Source organism: Achromobacter sp. KK8 (assembly GCF_054188005.1).
This window is the reverse complement of record NZ_CM135178.1, coordinates 1505865-1521802: the sequence shown is the minus strand read 5'-3', so window position 1 is coordinate 1521802 and position 15938 is coordinate 1505865. Positions and strand designations below refer to the sequence as shown.

General features: G+C 63.6%; 13 protein-coding genes. 9 read left to right on the top strand and 4 right to left on the bottom strand.

Annotated elements, in window-relative coordinates; genetic code table 11:
- Nucleotides 1–13: 13 nt before the first annotated feature.
- Nucleotides 14–1600 (bottom strand): ABC transporter substrate-binding protein, encoded by a 1587-nt coding sequence (locus ACVN9Z_RS07060; RefSeq protein WP_049052304.1) that lies wholly within the window; start codon nt 1598–1600, stop codon nt 14–16.
- 115 nt (nt 1601–1715) lie between these two features.
- On the opposite strand from ACVN9Z_RS07060, the gene mnmE reads away from it, so the two are divergent.
- Nucleotides 1716–3068, top strand: a complete 1353-nt coding sequence (mnmE, locus tag ACVN9Z_RS07055; RefSeq protein WP_006389550.1) for a tRNA uridine-5-carboxymethylaminomethyl(34) synthesis GTPase MnmE — start codon at nt 1716–1718, stop codon at nt 3066–3068.
- A gap of 5 nt (nt 3069–3073) precedes the next feature.
- Complete coding sequence (locus tag ACVN9Z_RS07050; RefSeq protein ID WP_054441305.1) at nt 3074–3544, top strand: GNAT family N-acetyltransferase; 471 nt, start codon at nt 3074–3076, stop codon at nt 3542–3544.
- A gap of 168 nt (nt 3545–3712) precedes the next feature.
- Here ACVN9Z_RS07050 and ACVN9Z_RS07045 read toward each other — a convergent pair whose 3' ends face one another.
- Nucleotides 3713–5107: a ClcB-like voltage-gated chloride channel protein gene (locus ACVN9Z_RS07045; protein WP_054441308.1), complete on the bottom strand. Its 1395-nt coding sequence runs from the start codon at nt 5105–5107 to the stop codon at nt 3713–3715.
- Nucleotides 5108–5598: 491 nt separating this feature from the next.
- Between ACVN9Z_RS07045 and ACVN9Z_RS07040 the strand changes: the two genes are divergently transcribed.
- The 5 genes from ACVN9Z_RS07040 (at nt 5599) to ACVN9Z_RS07020 (ending at nt 10941) form a co-directional block, all read left to right on the top strand.
- Nucleotides 5599–6276, top strand: a complete 678-nt coding sequence (locus tag ACVN9Z_RS07040) for a response regulator (protein WP_006389554.1) — start codon at nt 5599–5601, stop codon at nt 6274–6276.
- A gap of 97 nt (nt 6277–6373) precedes the next feature.
- The gene (locus ACVN9Z_RS07035; RefSeq protein WP_047992496.1) at nt 6374–7750 is read left to right on the top strand and encodes a sensor histidine kinase; all 1377 of its coding nucleotides are present in this window, start codon (nt 6374–6376) and stop codon (nt 7748–7750) included.
- A 112-nt stretch (nt 7751–7862) separates the two neighbouring features.
- Complete coding sequence (locus ACVN9Z_RS07030) at nt 7863–8861, top strand: Bug family tripartite tricarboxylate transporter substrate binding protein (RefSeq protein WP_006389556.1); 999 nt, start codon at nt 7863–7865, stop codon at nt 8859–8861.
- Between the two features lie 119 nt (nt 8862–8980).
- The gene (locus ACVN9Z_RS07025) at nt 8981–9418 is read left to right on the top strand and encodes a tripartite tricarboxylate transporter TctB family protein (RefSeq protein ID WP_006389557.1); all 438 of its coding nucleotides are present in this window, start codon (nt 8981–8983) and stop codon (nt 9416–9418) included.
- Nucleotides 9415–10941: a tripartite tricarboxylate transporter permease gene (locus ACVN9Z_RS07020; protein ID WP_006389558.1), complete on the top strand. Its 1527-nt coding sequence runs from the start codon at nt 9415–9417 to the stop codon at nt 10939–10941. Before ACVN9Z_RS07025 ends, ACVN9Z_RS07020 begins: the two co-directional genes overlap by 4 nt.
- Nucleotides 10942–11106: 165 nt before the next feature.
- On the opposite strand, the gene ACVN9Z_RS07015 is transcribed toward ACVN9Z_RS07020, so the two are convergent.
- A protein-coding gene (locus tag ACVN9Z_RS07015) for an IS3 family transposase (RefSeq protein WP_458212536.1) occupies nt 11107–12452 on the bottom strand; the annotation gives its coding sequence in 2 pieces (ribosomal slippage) (nt 11107–11985 and nt 11988–12452; 1344 coding nt in all).
- Nucleotides 12453–12539: 87 nt separating this feature from the next.
- Nucleotides 12540–13706 carry a pyridoxal phosphate-dependent aminotransferase gene (locus ACVN9Z_RS07010; RefSeq protein ID WP_006389559.1) on the bottom strand — a complete coding sequence of 389 codons (1167 nt, stop codon included), beginning with the start codon at nt 13704–13706 and terminating at the stop codon, nt 12540–12542.
- A gap of 114 nt (nt 13707–13820) precedes the next feature.
- Between ACVN9Z_RS07010 and ACVN9Z_RS07005 the strand changes: the two genes are divergently transcribed.
- Both ACVN9Z_RS07005 and ACVN9Z_RS07000 read left to right on the top strand, forming a co-directional pair.
- Nucleotides 13821–14855 (top strand): AbrB family transcriptional regulator, encoded by a 1035-nt coding sequence (locus tag ACVN9Z_RS07005; protein ID WP_035184325.1) that lies wholly within the window; start codon nt 13821–13823, stop codon nt 14853–14855.
- Between the two features lie 231 nt (nt 14856–15086).
- Nucleotides 15087–15293, top strand: a complete 207-nt coding sequence (locus ACVN9Z_RS07000) for a cold-shock protein (RefSeq protein ID WP_006389561.1) — start codon at nt 15087–15089, stop codon at nt 15291–15293.
- Nucleotides 15294–15938: the final 645 nt, after the last annotated feature.

Genomic DNA, 15938 nt, shown 5'->3' with positions numbered 1-15938 from the left:
CCCGCGACGCGCGTCACTTCTTCAGCGTAGCGAACTGCGCCAGCGTGACCTGGTCGGGACGGCCCTGGTAGCGGATGTCGTTCTTCATCGCCCACACCGACAACTCGAAGTGCACCGGCAGCATGGCGTAGTCATCCATCGCGATGTTGCTGGCCTTGGACAGCAGCTCGGCGCGCTTGGCGTCATCCATGGTGGACGAGGCTTCCTTGACCAGCTCGTCCATCTTGGGATTCGAGTAGCGGCTGCGGTTGGTGGTGCCCAGGCCGGCTTCCGGATTGCGCGTCACCAGGAGCGAAGTCAGCGCGTTCGACATCTCGCCGCTGGTCACCGACCAGCCGGCCAGATAGGCCGAGAACGCATAGCTGTCGCGGTTCTTGAAGAACACCGGCGGCGCCATGGCGTCGACGCTGGTCTTGACGCCCACGCGCGTCCACATCGAGGCGATGGCCTGCGCCACCTTGGAGTCGTTGACGTAGCGGCCCGAGGGCGAGCCCAGCGTGATCGAGAAACCGTTGGGATAACCGGCTTCCTTCAACAGCGCCTTGGCCTTTTCGACATCGGCCTTGGGCGCCTTGGAGTGTTCCTTGCTGGAACCGAACATGGGGTAGGGCAGCAGGTTGCCGGCGGGCAGCGCCACGCCCCCCATCACGCGCTCGACCAGCGCATCGCGGTTGATCGCCAGCGACAGCGCTTCGCGCACGCGCTTGTCTTTCAACGGATTCTTGTCGGTGCCCTGGATGCCGGGCGAGGGCTCGGCGTACTGGTCCAGCGCCACGTACACCACGCGCACCGACGGCGTCTCTTCGACGTACAGCTTCTTGTCGCCCTTGAGCTTGGGCAGGTCATCGGTCGGGGGATCCTCGATCATGTCGACATCGCCGGCCAGCAGGGCGGCCACACGCGCCGCGGCATTGCTGATCGGGCGATAGATCACCTTGTCCCACACGGGCTTCTTGCCCCAGTAGTTTTCATTGCGCGCCAGCACGAATTCGGCGCCGCGCTTCCACGACACGAACTTGTACGGGCCGGTACCGATGAGGCCGTCGCCGCTGTTCAATTCCGTGGTGGTCTTGCCTTCGGCCGCGGGGCCGGAGGCGGCCTTCTTCGACATGATGGGCAACTGCGCCAGGTTCACCAGCAGGTTCGGCGCCACTTCCTTGGTGGTGATGCGCAGGGTCATCGGATCCACCGCTTCGGCCTTGGCCACCGAGCCCAGGTACAGCGTGAACGGCGACGGGCTGTTCGGCACCTTGGGCACGCGGTCATAGGTGAAGACCACGTCCTCGGCGGTGAACGGCGACCCATCGGAGAACTTCACGCCGGGCCGCAGCTTGAAGGTCCACACCTTGCCATCGACGGTCCAGGATTCGGCCAGCGCTGGCACCGGCTTGAGCTGCGCGTCGGTGGCCACCAGCGTGTCGAAAATGGTCTGGGAGATCTGGGTGTTCGGCGTCAACGCGTGGTACTGCGGATCCATCGATGATGGCTCGGTCTTCAGCCCGATCACCAGGTCGCGCGCCAGCGCCGAATTGAGGGTGCCGAAGGCCAGCAGAACCGCTACCGAACCACAGGCCAACACACGCGAAAACCGAGATGCCATCATGATCTCCCAGGGTTGTTTCGGGTTTTAAACCTCTGGCGCACCTTAACCAGCAAACAAGGCCCCGCGCAACAGTTATATTCCCCTATTGTCCTTGCCTCGCGTTGTCCCCGATATGTCCGTCCATGCCCCCATTGCCGCCATTGCCACCGCCCCCGGAAGAGGTGGCATCGGTGTCGTGCGCGTTTCTGGTGCGGACCTGTCCGAATTGGTGCGTCGCCTGTTCCAGCGCGAACTCACGCCGCGTCACGCGCACTATCTGCCGTTCAAGGCGGTCGACGGCGAACTGCTCGACGAAGGCATCGCGCTGTACTTCAAGGGGCCGCATTCCTACACCGGCGAAGACGTGCTGGAACTGCAGGGCCACGGCGGACCCGCGGTCCTGCGCCGCGTGCTCGACAGCTGCCTGGCGGCGGGCCGCGACCTGGGCCTGCGCCTGGCCGAACCGGGTGAGTTCACCCGCCGCGCGTTCCTCAATGACCGCATGGATCTGGCGCAGGCCGAAGCGGTCGCCGACCTGATCGAAGCCTCTTCGGTGGCGGCCGCGCGCGGCGCCATGGCCTCGCTGTCGGGCGACTTCTCGGCGCGCGTCAACGACCTGTCCGACCGCATCATTCACCTGCGCATGCTGGTCGAGGCCACGCTCGATTTCCCCGAAGAGGAAATCGACTTCCTCGAGAAATACCAGGCGCGCCCCACGCTGGAAAAGCTGGCCGGCGACCTCGGTCATCTCATCGCCCAGGCGCGTCAGGGCGTGATCCTGCGCGAAGGCCTGCATGTGGTGCTGGCCGGCCAGCCCAACGTCGGCAAGTCCAGCCTGCTGAACGCGCTGGCCGGCGACGACGTCGCCATCGTCACACCGATCGCCGGCACCACGCGCGACAAAGTGGTGCAGCAGATCCATATCGACGGCGTGCCGCTGCACATCGTCGACACCGCCGGCCTGCGCGAAACCGAGGACACCGTGGAGAGCATCGGCATCGCCCGCAGCTGGCAGGAAATCGAGCGCGCCGACGTCATCCTGCACCTGCAGGACGCCACGCAGCCCGGCGACGAACTGGACGCGCAGATCACCGCTCGCCTGCCGCCGCGCACGCCAGTGCTGAAGGTTTTCAACAAGGTGGACCTGTTATCCACAGCCTTTGCGGCCGGCCCCGGCGAACTCGGCATCTCGGCCAAGCGCGGCGCGGGCCTGGACGCGCTGCGCGCCGAGCTGCTACGCATCGCCGGCTGGAATCCCGGCGCCGAGTCGCCCTGGCTGGCGCGCGAACGGCACCTGCACGCGCTGCAGGATGCCGCCGATCACCTGGCGCTGGCCGCGGAACACGCCGAACAGGACGACCGCGTGCTGGACCTGTTCGCCGAGGAACTGCGGCTGGCGCATGACAGCCTGTCGAGCATCACCGGGAAGTTCACCAGCGATGATTTGTTGGGCGAGATCTTCTCGAGCTTCTGCATCGGGAAGTAGCGCTCATGGCCGCTCCCGCCAGCACACCTCACCGGATCCGCCTGGCGACGGTCGATGACCTGGCGGCGGTCGAACGTATCGTCCACGACGCCTACCGTCATTACGTGGCGCGCATCGGCGCCACGCCGGGACCGATGCGCGACGATTACCGCGTGCGCATCGCGCAGGGACAGGCGCAGGTGCTGGAGGACGACACCGGTATCCAGGCCGTGCTGGTCCTGGTGCGCGAAGCGGATTGCCTGTTGCTCGACAATGTGGCGGTGTCGCCTGGCGCGCAAGGACGCGGCTATGGCCGCGAACTGATGCAATGGGCGGAAACCATCGCGCGGCAGGCGGGCTATCCGCGCATCCGGCTGTACACGCAGGAAGCGATGAGCGAGAACATCGCCATCTACCAGCGCTATGGTTATGTCGAGACGCATCGCGCCGAAGAGATCGGCCTGAAGCGCGTGTTCATGACGAAAAACCTGGATTGACCGATTCACAATAAATGAGCAATAGCTCACTTTTCGATTTCAGTGACAGCCAGGCAAGCCAGCTTCCTTAAAGGAACACCAATCGGCACGCTATTGAAAAACACCTCGGGAAAAATATGAGCTTTTGCTTACCCCTATTTTCAAGGGATTTTTGGCTAAAATTTCAGATCAAGAACCCCGCGGCCTATTCGTCGGAATCGCCGGCGCCGCTGTCAACGTCTCGCGCGCAATGCGATTGCTCGCCAGCGATTTCGCGTACACCGAATCCGGCCGGATGCGCTGCGCAATGACAAAACCCGTGATGCACGCCAGCATCAACGGCAACATCACCTCATAGCTCAACGTCATCTCGAAAATCATCAATATCGACATCAGCGGCGCGTAGGTCGTGGCCGCCAGCAACGCCCCCATGCCCACCACCGCGTAGCTCGATACCGCGGACAGGTCGCCGGCGGGAAACAGCGCATGCAAGCCGGAACCATACAGGGCGCCGACGGCAGCCCCCACGAACAGCGTCGGCGTGAATACCCCGCCGATCGCGCCGGAACCGACGCTGGCGCCGGTGGCCACGATCTTGAACAGCAGGATCGCCGCCACCGCCTGCCAGGCCCATTCGTCGGTATGCAGCATGCTGTTGACCACGCTGTAGCCGTTGCCCCAGACCTCGGGCTTGAACACCGACAGGGCGCCCACCACCAGTCCGCCGAGCGCCATCTTGGCCCACAACGGCAGCGTCAGCCGACGAAACAGGGCCTTCGATGCATCCAGGAACCGCAGGAATTGCGGCGCCACAATCCCTGCGATGAGGCCCAGCCCCAGGTAATTGGTCACTTCCCAGCCCGACACGAAATCGAACGGCGGCATATGGAACACCGCGTCGTAGTGCAGGATCTGGCGCGTCACGATGTTGGCGACCACCGATGACACCACCAGCGGCACCAGGGTGGCCGACGCTATGGCGCCATAGACGATCTCGGAAATGAACAGCGCGCCGGCAATCGGCGCGTTATAGGCGGCCGTGATCCCGGCGGTGGCGCCGCACGCCACCAGCAGCCGCAGATGCCGCGGCGGCAGCACCAGGTAGCGGCCCGACAACGACGAGAACATCGCCGCCAACTGCACCATCGGCCCTTCGCGGCCAATCGAAGCCCCGGAACCGATTGAAAACAAAGAAGAAATGCTACGCGCCACGGTCTGGCGAAAGCCGATCACGCCGCGGCCGATGGCAATGGCCTCCATATAGTCGGCGGCCCCGCGCGGCGGCAGCCGGCGAGCGGCCACCTGCAGGATCAACCCGGCGATCGCGCCGCCGGCCGCCGGCAGCAGCAGCCGTTCCCAGGACGACATGCCGCGCGCCAGCGACACCATGCCATGCGGCGAATCGACCCCGCCCAGCAGCATCTGGATCCAGCCCAGCAGTTCCCGAAAGATCACCGTTGCCAGCGCGCCGGCCAGTCCCATCAGGGCTGCCGCGCACAGCGTCGCAGGAAGATTGTCGGCCAGCAAACGGCCTCTCAGCCAGGTTGCCCAGGCCGGTTTCTTGATTCTGAGTTGTCTTGCCATGGGCGGATTCTACGGCGGAAACCTGCTCACTTTTTGTTCAGCCGGACGTCAACCCCGGCGGGACGCCACCCCTCACATGGCCAATTCCGGCAACGCCTCCAGGGGCCTTTACAGGCCTGCAAAGAGGCGAAAACCAGGGTAGGCAACTAGCGTTTTTTCGGGGTAAAAGTGCCGCTGCCCGACCCGGTTTGGCAGAAGAGGGCTGTGGATAACTCCTAAGGCGGCAGGTTGTGCACATTGTGTGGAGGCGAGTTGAACAAGCAGGGGTTTTGGACGAGGTCCGAAATCTTGTCCAACTTCGGCTCTTTTTCCACACAGAGTTCTTGCACAGCCAAAAACGCCCGCAAGTCGATGAAAAAAAACGGGTTTCCAAGGTTAAGGTAGTTATCCACAGGCCTTATTAATCATTAGTCTTTATATAAAGAGAAATACAGGGAAAAGACAAACATGCTTTCTCCTATCTCCCAGCCACGCCCCCCCGGACTCCGTCCATGCGCATCCTCCTGATAGAAGACGAAGCGGAACTTGCCCGCTGGCTGTCCAGAAGCCTGGCCCGACATGCGGGCTTCGTTGTCGAATGGGCTGACGACGGATTGGTCGCCGAAAGAAGGTTGGCCGTCGAAGAATTCGATGCGGTCATCCTCGACTTGGGACTTCCCGGCATGGATGGCCATACCTTGCTGGCGAAGATCCGCGCGCGGGACGACCGCACGCCGGTGCTGGTCCTGACCGCGCGCGATTCATTGGCCGAAAAAATCGGGACACTTCACGAAGGCGCGGACGATTTCCTGCCGAAACCGTTTGTTGTGGAAGAGTTGGAAGCGCGCCTGATCGCACTGGTGCGTCGCAGCCGTGGTCGTGAACACCCGCGACTCACCCTGGGAAACCTGGTTTTCGAGACTTCTGGGCAAAAATTCACGGTCTCGGGACAGGCTTTGCAGTTATCCCCACGTGAACACGCCGTACTGCGGGTGTTGATCCAGAAAAGCGGCGAACCCATCAACAAGCAGCAGATCCTCGACCGCATCGTGACCGACGATGCCGACATCAACCTCGAAGCCATCGAGGTGCTGGTGCACCGCCTGCGCAAGAAATTGGCGGAAACCGGCGTGCAGATCACCACCATGCGGGGCATGGGCTACTGCCTGGAGAACGCTGTTGACAACTAGTTTTCCGGAAAAAACCCCGGTTTCCAGGAAAAAAAACCGCAATCGCACCCTGAAAACGCAGTTGCTCTGGTGGTTGATCCCGACCCTGGTGCTGGTGATGATGGGCGCCCTGTGGCTGTCCAACCACCAGCTGCGCAACCAGGTCGACATTGCCTACGACCGTTCGCTTGCCGGCGCGCTGCGCGCGATCGACCACAACATATCCACAGCCAGCGGTGGATTAGCCATGGAGCAGCCGTACCTGATGCTGGAATTTTTCGAGCTGACGGCCAATGGCAGCGTGTTCTACCGCGTGGCCACCGAGGACGGCCTGGCCGAGATCGGCCATCCCGGGCTGCCGATGCCGGCCCAGCCGCTGGTTTCGGGCGAACCGCAGTTCTTCTACGCCACCTACCAGGGGGCTCCCGTACGCGTGGCCGCGCTGGCGCGGGCCATGGATCCGCCGCTGTACGCAAACAAAGGGGGACGGGTTATCGTCCAGGTCGCCGAAGGGCTGGAAAGCCGCCAAGCCTTCCTGCACCAGGTGCTGGTGCGTTCGGTCGAACGCGACCTGGCCGTGATCCTGATCAGCGTGCTGGTGATCGTCCTGGGGGTTTTCATGGCCCTGCGCCCCCTGGAGCGCCTGCGCCAGGAAGTGGAAAGGCGCTCCGCGGACGATTTAAGCCCCGTCAGCGCGTCCGAGATGCCAGGGGAGGTCCTACCCCTGGTCGCCGCCGTAAACCTCCACATGGCCCGCTACGCGGCCCAGGCGAGGGTCCAGAGCCAGTTCCTGGACGACGCCTCGCACCAATTGCGCACGCCGCTGTCGGTTCTACGGACCCAGACCGCCTACGCCCTGCGTGAAACATGCCCCCAGGAGGTCCGTACAGCCCTTCTGGCGATGCAGGAGGGGTTGGACAGGGCGGTACGCACCACCAACCAGATGCTGGCCCTGGCGCGTGCTAAAGACGCCTCGCTGGCCGAAGGCGGCCTGGCGGCCGAACCGGTGGATCTGGCCGCGCTGGCCCACGGGGTCATCCGGACCCTGTTGCCGACCGCCCGGGCCCGCCAGATCGACATCGGGCTCGATGCCGGCGACGACCCGCTGGTGGTGCAGGGCGTGGACTGGCTGCTGCGCGAGGCCGCCAGCAACCTGGTCGACAACGCCATCCGCTACACCGCCCCGGGTGGCGTGGTGACCGTGGTGGTGCGCCGCCAAGCCGGTCAGGCCAGCCTGGCGGTGGAGGACAGCGGCCCGGGCATGTCGGCCGAGGACATTGCCCGCGCCGGCATCCGGTTCCGCCGGGGCGCGGCCGGCAAGAACAAGCCCGGCGCGGGATTGGGGCTGGCCATCGTCGATACCATCGCCGGATTGCTGGGCGCCCGCCTGGTGCTGGAGAACCGGACGCCGTTGGCCGGCCTGCGCGCGGCGCTGGTGTTTTCCCTGGAAACGGCCCCGTATGTTGCGCCGCACCAGGAAAATGGCGATTTTTGAAAGGTTCTGGAAAGCTTCGATTTTGTACGGTTGCATCCGCTGGAGTCCGATCAGGCGACAGACCGCCTCGATCGCCAGCCCTGACTAGACCTATAAATTCGGAGACGCAAGAATGCAGACCAGCCTCAAGCTGCGCCTGGCCGCCGTCGCGGCGCTCGGCGCGATCACCCTGTCCCTGGGCACCGCCCACGCCGCCGACGAACCGCGCCGGCCGGAATGCATCGCGCCGGCCCAACCCGGCGGCGGCTTCGACCTGACCTGCCGCCTGGCCACCGAGGGCCTGAAGCAGAGCGGGGCGCTCAAGAGCGCCATGCGCATCGTCTACATGCCGGGCGGCATCGGCGCGGTGGCCTACAACAACATCGTCGCCCAACACCCCAACGAGCCCGGCACCATCGTGGCGTTCTCGGGCGGTTCGCTGCTGAACCTGGCGCAAGGCAAGTTCGGCAAGTACAACGTCGACGACGTGCGCTGGCTGGCGGCCATCGGCACCGACTACGGTGTGGCCGTGGTGCGCAACGATTCGCCGTACACCGACCTGAAGGGCCTGATGGAAGCCTTCAAGCAGGACCCGACCAAGATCGTGCTGGGCGCCGGCGGCACCGTCGGCAGCCAGGACTGGATGAAAGCCGCGCTGACCGCCAAGGCGGCCGGCGTCGATTTCAAGAAGATGCGCTTCGTTGCCTTCGAAGGCGGCGGCGAGGCCGTGACCGCGCTGCGCGGTGGCCATATCCAGGCCTACATGGGTGATGCCGCCGAGGCCTTCACCATGCTCGAAGGCGGCGCTCCCATCCGCGTGCTGGCGGTCTTCAACGACCAGCGCCTGCCGGGCAAGCTGGGCACGGTGCCCACCGCGAAAGAGCAGGGCTACGACATCGTCTGGCCCATCATCCGCGGCTTCTACGTCGGTCCCAAGGTGTCCGATGCCGACTACCAGTTCTGGGTCAACGCCTTCAATCGCGTCGCCGCGGCGCCCGAGTTCGCCAAGCTGCGCGAACAGCAGGGACTGTTCCCCTTCAACAAGACCGGCGCCGACCTCGATGCCTACGTGAAGCAGCAGGTCAAGCAATACGCCGAACTGGCCGACTCTTTCGGCCTGGTCAAGAAATAAGCCGCAAGGCTTGCCTACCGACCGCGCGCGGGTTAACGCGCACCTTGCGCCGCCGGCTCCCAGCCGGAGGCCGGGGCGGGCTTGCGCCGCGCGGTCCTTCTACCAACGGAAAGCTGATCATGAACGATCGAATCCTGGGCATCGCGGCGCTTGCGCTGGCGGCCTTCATGACCTGGGCGGGGTGGGGCATCGAAGCGCCGTTCGCCTATGAACCGGTGGGCCCGCGCGCCTTCCCGTTGCTGCTGGCGCTGATCATCGGCCTGTGCGGTCTGCGCCTGGCCTACAAGGGCGGCAACGCGGTCGAGCCGAACCCCGCCGGCGCCAACGGCCGCATCGCGTTGATGGTGGTGTTCGCCGCCGCGTATGCGTTCCTGTTCCAGTGGCTGGGTTTCATCATCGCCACCGCGTTGATGACGGTCTTCGTCGGCCGCCTGTTCGGCGGCGGCTGGGTCAAGTGCGCGATTGGCGGCATCGTCATGAGCGCTTTCTTCTACGTGCTGTTCGACAAGGTGCTGGACGTGGTCCTGCCCGGCGGGCTGCTGGAGAACCTGATATGAGCGGAATCCTCGATCATCTGTCGATCGGCTTTGGCGTGGCGTTCTCGTGGACCAACATTCTGGTGGCCGCGATCGGCTCGTTCTTCGGCACCATGGTGGGCGTGCTGCCGGGCCTGGGGCCGATCAACGGCGTGGCAATGCTGATCCCGATTGCCTTCGCCATGAACCTGCCGCCCGAGACCGCGCTGATCCTGCTGGCGGCGGTGTACGTGGGCGCGGAATACGGCGGCCGCATCACCTCGATCCTGCTCAACGTGCCGGGCGAGGCAAGCGCCATCATGACGACGCTGGACGGTTATCCATTGGCGCGCCAGGGCCTGGCCAACGTCGCGTTGTCGCTGTCGGCGTGGTCCGCCTTCTTCGGCGCGATCGTGTCGGTGGTGGGCATCATCCTGCTGGCGCCGCTGCTGGCCAAATGGGCATTGGCGTTCGGTCCGGCCGAGTATTTCGTGCTGATGATCTTCGCCTTCTGCTGCCTCACCAGCCTGCTCGGCAAGCAACCCATCAAGGGCGTGCTGGCGGCAATGATCGGCCTGTCGATCTCGGTCATCGGCGTGGATGCGAACTCGGGCGTATACCGCTATACCTTCGACTCCGTGCACCTGGCCGATGGCATCGATTTCGTGGTCGTGGTCATCGCCTTGTTCGCGGTCAGCGAGATGCTGGAAATGCTCGAGAAGGTGATGGCGGGCCACAGCGTCGAGGTCAAACCCAGCGGCCGCAAGCTGTTCAATTTGAAGGAGCTGGCGTTCACCTGGTGGAGCGTGGTGCGCAGCGCATTGGTGGGCTTCGGTGTCGGCGTGTTGCCGGGCGCCGGCGCCAGCGTGGCCGCGGCCGTGGCGTACTCGCAGGAAAAGCGCATCATCGAAGCCAAGGACCCGGATGCCAAGTTCGGCAAGGGCGACATGCGCGGCCTGGTGGCGCCCGAAGCCGCCGCCACCTCGTCGGCCATCGGTTCGTTCGTGCCCATGCTGACGCTGGGCGTGCCGGGCTCGGGCACCACCGCGGTGATGATGGGGGCGCTGACGCTCTACAACATCACGCCGGGTCCAGTGCTGTTCGACTCCAAGCCGGAGCTGGTGTGGGGCCTGATCGCTTCGCTGTTCGTGGCCAACGTGCTGCTGTTCGTGATGAACGTGCCGATGGTGCGCCTGTTCTCGAAAGTGCTGTCGGTACCGGGCTGGCTGATGGTGCCGGGCATCCTGTGCATCAGCTACATCGGCGTGTATGCGATCAACGCGGGCACCTTCGATCTGCTGCTGGTGGCAGGCATCGGCACGTTGGGCTATTTCCTGCGCAAGTTCGGCGTGCCGATGGCGCCGCTGGTGCTCGGCGTGGTGCTGGGCGACATGATGGAACAGAACCTGCGCCGCGCCTTGTCGATGACCGACGGCAATGTGTCGGTGCTGTTCGCCAGCCCGGTCGCGATCGCCTTGTGGACCGCGGCCATCGCCGTGGTGATTGTCCCGCAGCTCCTGCGCCGTATGCGCAAGGCCAGGAAGGCAGTCGCCGAACCGGTGTGATGGATCCGCGCGCCGGCCTGTCCGCGAAGGCCGGCCAGCTGCGACCGAGGCACCGGTCATTGCAAGGGAGCGACGCGGCGCTCCTTTTTTTCATGGGCGACATGCGGAGCAGATGAAAAGAAAAACGCCCCGGGCTGAACTGACCCCCAGAAGTTGGACGGTCGGCTAAAGCCCGAAGGCCTGGACTCGGTATTGCACCGGGCTCAGGCCTTTTAGCTTGAGCTTGATGCGATCGTGATTGTAGTAACAAATGTATTGCCGGATACCGGTCTGCAACTGGTCGATGCTTTCGAAGCGGTTCAGGTGGAAGAACTCGGCCTTGAGCGTGCCGAAGAAGCTTTCCATGGCGGCATTGTCCAGGCAGTTTCCCTTGCGTGACATGCTTTGCGTCACCGATCTATCTGCCAGCATCCGCCTGTAGTTCTGCTGCTGGTACTGCCAGCCCTGATCGGAGTGCAGCACTGGACGCTCCGTCGGCAGCAGCCGCGCCAGCGCCTTCTTCAGCATGCTGCCCACGAGCTTGAACACCGGCCGGCGGCTGGTCTCGTAGGCCACGATCTCGCCGTTGTACAGGTCCATCACCGGCGACAGGTACAGCTTCTCGCCACGTACGTTGAACTCGGTCACATCGGTGACCCACTTTTGGTTCGGACGCGCCGCCTCGAAGTCGCGCGCCAACACGTTGGCCGCCACGTGGTGCGATTGGCCTCGGTAGGACCGGTACTTCTTGGCGCGCACCAGCGACTTCAAGCCTAGCGCCTGCATCAGCTTCTGCACGGTCTTGTGGTTCACTAGCTCGCCGGCCTGGCGCAAGACCGCCGTAATCCGGCGGTAGCCGTAGCGGCCCTTGTGACGGGCGTAGACCGCGCTGATGCGCTGCTTGAGCTCGGTGTACGGGTCCACGGCTCTGAACGACTTCAGGTGGTAATAAAACGTGCTGCGCGACAGCTTGGCTGCGCGTAGCAATAGCGCCAGCGGATGCTTGGGCCTTAATCCTTGGACCACTTGCGCTTTCCAACCAGCGCCCGGGTCTTCTCCGCTTCGATCAAGGCCTTCATTTTTTTTAGGTAATCGTTCTCCGCGCGCAGATACGCCAGTTCTTGCTCGAGTTCTTCCTTGGTCATGTCCTTGGACACCGGCTCTGGGGGGTACTTATGCGGCATGCTTGCTCCTGGGCGCTTGCGCGCCAGCGCCTCTATACCCCCAGCATCATACTGGGCGCGCCATTTCGTAATGTGCCCTGTATGACGAATCCCCAGCAACACCGCCGCCTGCGTGTCCGATAGACCTTCGCGCCGGATCTTGATCAGCACCGATTGTTTGAAGGCCGCACTGTACGAGCCAGATTGCCTGCGCAACCCATCAACGCCATGCGCTCGAAAGCTCTCGACCCACCGCCGAACCATGGAGTACGGCACATCGTGTCGGCGCCCCACCGATTTGAAGCCGCCTGTGCCTTGCAGGTATGCCTGCACCACCTTGATCTTGAATTGCTCTTCGTACTTCGCCATGCGAAAAACCCCCGAAGGTTGGATTGCGTCCAACTTTCGGGGGTCAGTTCAGGCGGGGCGTTTCCAGTCGGCGTGTGTCGCGTGGCGTCAGACTTGCGCCAAGCGCTCCAGCGCCGCGTCCAGCGTCGCGTCTTTCTTGGCGAAGCAGAAGCGCACGATGCGGTGGTTGGAATCGGCGGCGTCGGGCCGTTGATAGAAGGCGGAAACCGGGATCACCGTCACGCCATGCCGCACTGTCAGATCGCGCGCGAAGTCCGCTTCGTTCTGTTTGGATATCTCGCTGTAGTCCGCCAACAGGAAGAACGTGCCCGGGCTGGGCAGCGGCTTGAAGCGCGTCTTGGCCAGGCCTTGCGAGAGGCGATCGCGCTTGGCCTGGTAGAAGGCTGGCAAATCCAGGTAGGGCTTGGGATCGCGCATGAACTCGGCCAGCGCGAACTGCATCGGCGACGGCACGGTGAACACCATGAACTGGTGCACCTTGCGCAGCTCCGCGCTGAGCTGGCGCGGCGCGCAGCAATAGCCGATTTTCCAGCCGGTGGTGTGGTAGGTCTTGCCGAACGACGAGATCACGAAAGCGTGTTCAGCCAGCAGCGGACGGCGCGCAATGCTCGCATGCGGCTTGCCGTCGAACACGATGTGTTCGTAGACCTCGTCCGACACCAGCAGCACGCCGGTGTCGCGCACGATGGCTTCGAGCGCGTCCAGGTCGCTGTCGTCCAGCACCGCCCCGGTGGGGTTGTGCGGGAAGTTCAGCATCAGCAGGCGGGTCTTGGAAGTGATGGCGTCGCGCACGCGTTGCCAATCGATGCGGTAGTACGGATCGTCCGAGGTGGGCGCGCGCAGCGGCACCGGCACCGCGGTGCCGCCGGCAAGGCGGATGGCCGGCAGGTAGGAGTCATAGCAGGGCTCGATGACGACCACTTCGTCGCCGCTGCCGACCGCGGCCAGCACGGTGGCCATCAGCGCTTCGGTGGCGCCGCTGGTGACGGTGATCTCGGTTTCGGGATCGTAGGCGCGGCCGTACAGCGACTGCGTCTTGGCGGCGATGGCCTCGCGCAGCGGCGCCACGCCGGGCATGTAAGGGTACTGGTTGTGGCCGTCGGCCATGGCCTTGCTGACCAGCGCGCAGAGCGCGGGATCGGGATCGAAGTCCGGAAAGCCCTGGCCCAGGTTGATGGCCTTGTGCTCGATGGCCAGGCGGCTCATGACGGTGAAGATGGTGGTGCCGACGTCGGGAAGTTTGGATCGGATCATGGTGGACGCGAAAAGGAACGCTGGGTGTGCGCAAGAGTTTTCGTAAGTATCCCACTAACTCATAATTCGGGATTCTCATGAGCTTATGGCGTGGGCGGTATCGTGGTTCGGAACATGTTGTGGAGGGTGGCGGGTGGTTTGGCGATCGCACTGGCCGGCGCGTTGCTGGCGGTGTGGGCGCATCTGCCGCTGCCGTGGATGCTGGGCGCGTTGCTGCTTACCGCGGCGGTGCGGATCGCGGGCGGGGCAACGGTGTGCCCGCGGCCGGCGCGCAATGCCGGCCAATGGGTGATCGGCACTTCGCTGGGCCTGTATTTCACGCCGCAGGTGATCGGCCATATCGGCGCCAATGCCGGTCCCATCGTCGTGGGCATGCTGTTCGCATTGGGGCTGGCATTCATCGGCACCGCGCTGTTGCGGCGCTATACCGACGTCGATTTCAAGACCGCGTGGTTTGCTTCGGCTATCGGCGGCGCCAGCGAAATGGCCAGCCTGGCCGAACGCCACGGTGCCCGTATCGACCGCGTGGCGACCGCGCACAGTGTGCGCGTGCTGCTGGTGGTGGTGACCGTGCCGTTCATCTTCCAGTGGTGGGGCGTGGCCGGCCTGGATCCGACGGTGCCGGGTCCGCGTACGGTGCACGCTGGCGGGCTGGCCGCGCTGGTTGCGCTGACCTGCGTGGGTGGCCTGTGCTTCATGAAACTGCGCTGGCCCAATCCCTGGGTATTGGGACCGATGCTGGCGGCGATGACTCTGACTGCATGCGGCATCGAGCTTTCCGCCTTGCCCGATTACGTGCCGAAGGTCGGCCAGTTGCTTATCGGTTGGTCGCTGGGTGATCGTTATCGGCCGGACTTCTTTCGTGCCGCGCCGCGCTTCATCGCGGTGGTGGCGGCTTTCACCGTGGTGGCGCTGGCCTTGGCGTTCGGCCTGGGCGCCTTGTTGTCGCTATGGTCGGCGGCGCCGATACCGACGCTCATCCTGGGCACCACGCCGGGGGGAATCGCCGAGATGGCCATCACTGCCAAGGTGCTGCAGCTGGGCGTGCCCGTGGTGACTGCGTTCCATGTGACCCGCATGGTGTTCGTCGTGCTGGTCACCGGCCCGATGTACGCGTTCCTGGCGCGTCGCAACGCAAATTCCGCGTAGCGGTATTGGGTTCCAGTCAGAAAAATACGACATTGGGGAAAACAACTATATGAGTCTGTAATGCTGGATGAGTATGCTGGTTTCCGCAGTTGATTCAAGCAGCGCGCGGACTTGTCTGCCGCTTTTGCGGCAAGCGAGAACGCAGCAGCAACGCAGGTATCCCTACCGGTCGTTCAGTTCTCACGGCGTCCTTGATTCATTGCATCTCGTTAATTACAGGACGCTAGGAAAATGGCTCAGAAGGGCAAAGTTAAGTGGTTCAACGCTGACAAGGGTTACGGTTTCATTACGCCGGACGCCGGCGGTACCGATGTTTTCGCACACTTTTCCGCCATCCAGGGCCGCGGCTATCGCAGCCTGAACGAAGGCCAGGAAGTCGAATTCGAAGTCAAGGATGGTCCGAAAGGACCTCAAGCGGCCGAAATTCGCCCGCTCTAAATCGGGAAATCCCAATTTCCCGTGTGCCAGGCCAGGCCTGGCTACAACGCCCCAGAACCTCGCGGTCTGGGGCGTTGTTTCTTTGGGGCCGCGGCGCATTCTCACGCGCTGCATAGAGACAGTTAGTAATCACTAACATATTCTCGGCCTTTGGATAAGTTTGTGGATAATTATTTTCGGGCATGAGCAATTCGTTGCGCAGTAATGAAGCAACGGCGCGTTCGGAATAATGGTTTTGCACATTTTTGGGTTGAATCCATGGTGTTGTCCCACGGCCATCGGCCGCGGGCTGGCAGCACTCTTTCCCCAAGGGCATGCAGGGGGAAATAACGCATTTCCCCAGGAAAACCAGGCATTTACGCCTTTTTTTCAATGCCGCCGCCGGCCATTCTCCTGCAGCCCGACGAGACGGCTTTTCACCAGGAACGGCATTTTTGCCGTTTCCAGGCACGGTTGTTCACAAAGATATCCCCATCCCGGTTATGCACAGAATGATGCCTGGATTAGCCAAAAGGTGAGCGTTCAACCTGTGGATAGAAATGGGGATAGCGGCTCTTTGCCGAAGGAGGAAGGCGCCCGCCGCGCGACGTCTGATGTCATGGACACTGGATTGCCGTGCGTCTTGAAGGACCGCGGCGGACTTCA

Excerpts from the sequence above, each read along its gene's own strand:
- ACVN9Z_RS07000 (WP_006389561.1), top strand. The coding sequence starts at position 15,087 with ATGGCTCAGAAGGGCAAAGTTAAGTGGTTCAACGCTGACAAGGGTTAC.
- ACVN9Z_RS07035 (WP_047992496.1), top strand. The coding sequence starts at position 6,374 with ATGATGGGCGCCCTGTGGCTGTCCAACCACCAGCTGCGCAACCAGGTC.
- ACVN9Z_RS07005 (WP_035184325.1), top strand. The coding sequence starts at position 13,821 with ATGTTGTGGAGGGTGGCGGGTGGTTTGGCGATCGCACTGGCCGGCGCG.
- ACVN9Z_RS07030 (WP_006389556.1), top strand. The coding sequence starts at position 7,863 with ATGCAGACCAGCCTCAAGCTGCGCCTGGCCGCCGTCGCGGCGCTCGGC.
- ACVN9Z_RS07010 (WP_006389559.1), bottom strand. The coding sequence starts at position 13,706 with ATGATCCGATCCAAACTTCCCGACGTCGGCACCACCATCTTCACCGTC.
- ACVN9Z_RS07060 (WP_049052304.1), bottom strand. The coding sequence starts at position 1,600 with ATGGCATCTCGGTTTTCGCGTGTGTTGGCCTGTGGTTCGGTAGCGGTT.
- mnmE (WP_006389550.1), top strand. The coding sequence starts at position 1,716 with ATGTCCGTCCATGCCCCCATTGCCGCCATTGCCACCGCCCCCGGAAGA.
- ACVN9Z_RS07045 (WP_054441308.1), bottom strand. The coding sequence starts at position 5,107 with ATGGCAAGACAACTCAGAATCAAGAAACCGGCCTGGGCAACCTGGCTG.
- ACVN9Z_RS07040 (WP_006389554.1), top strand. The coding sequence starts at position 5,599 with ATGCGCATCCTCCTGATAGAAGACGAAGCGGAACTTGCCCGCTGGCTG.
- ACVN9Z_RS07020 (WP_006389558.1), top strand. The coding sequence starts at position 9,415 with ATGAGCGGAATCCTCGATCATCTGTCGATCGGCTTTGGCGTGGCGTTC.
- ACVN9Z_RS07050 (WP_054441305.1), top strand. The coding sequence starts at position 3,074 with ATGGCCGCTCCCGCCAGCACACCTCACCGGATCCGCCTGGCGACGGTC.
- ACVN9Z_RS07025 (WP_006389557.1), top strand. The coding sequence starts at position 8,981 with ATGAACGATCGAATCCTGGGCATCGCGGCGCTTGCGCTGGCGGCCTTC.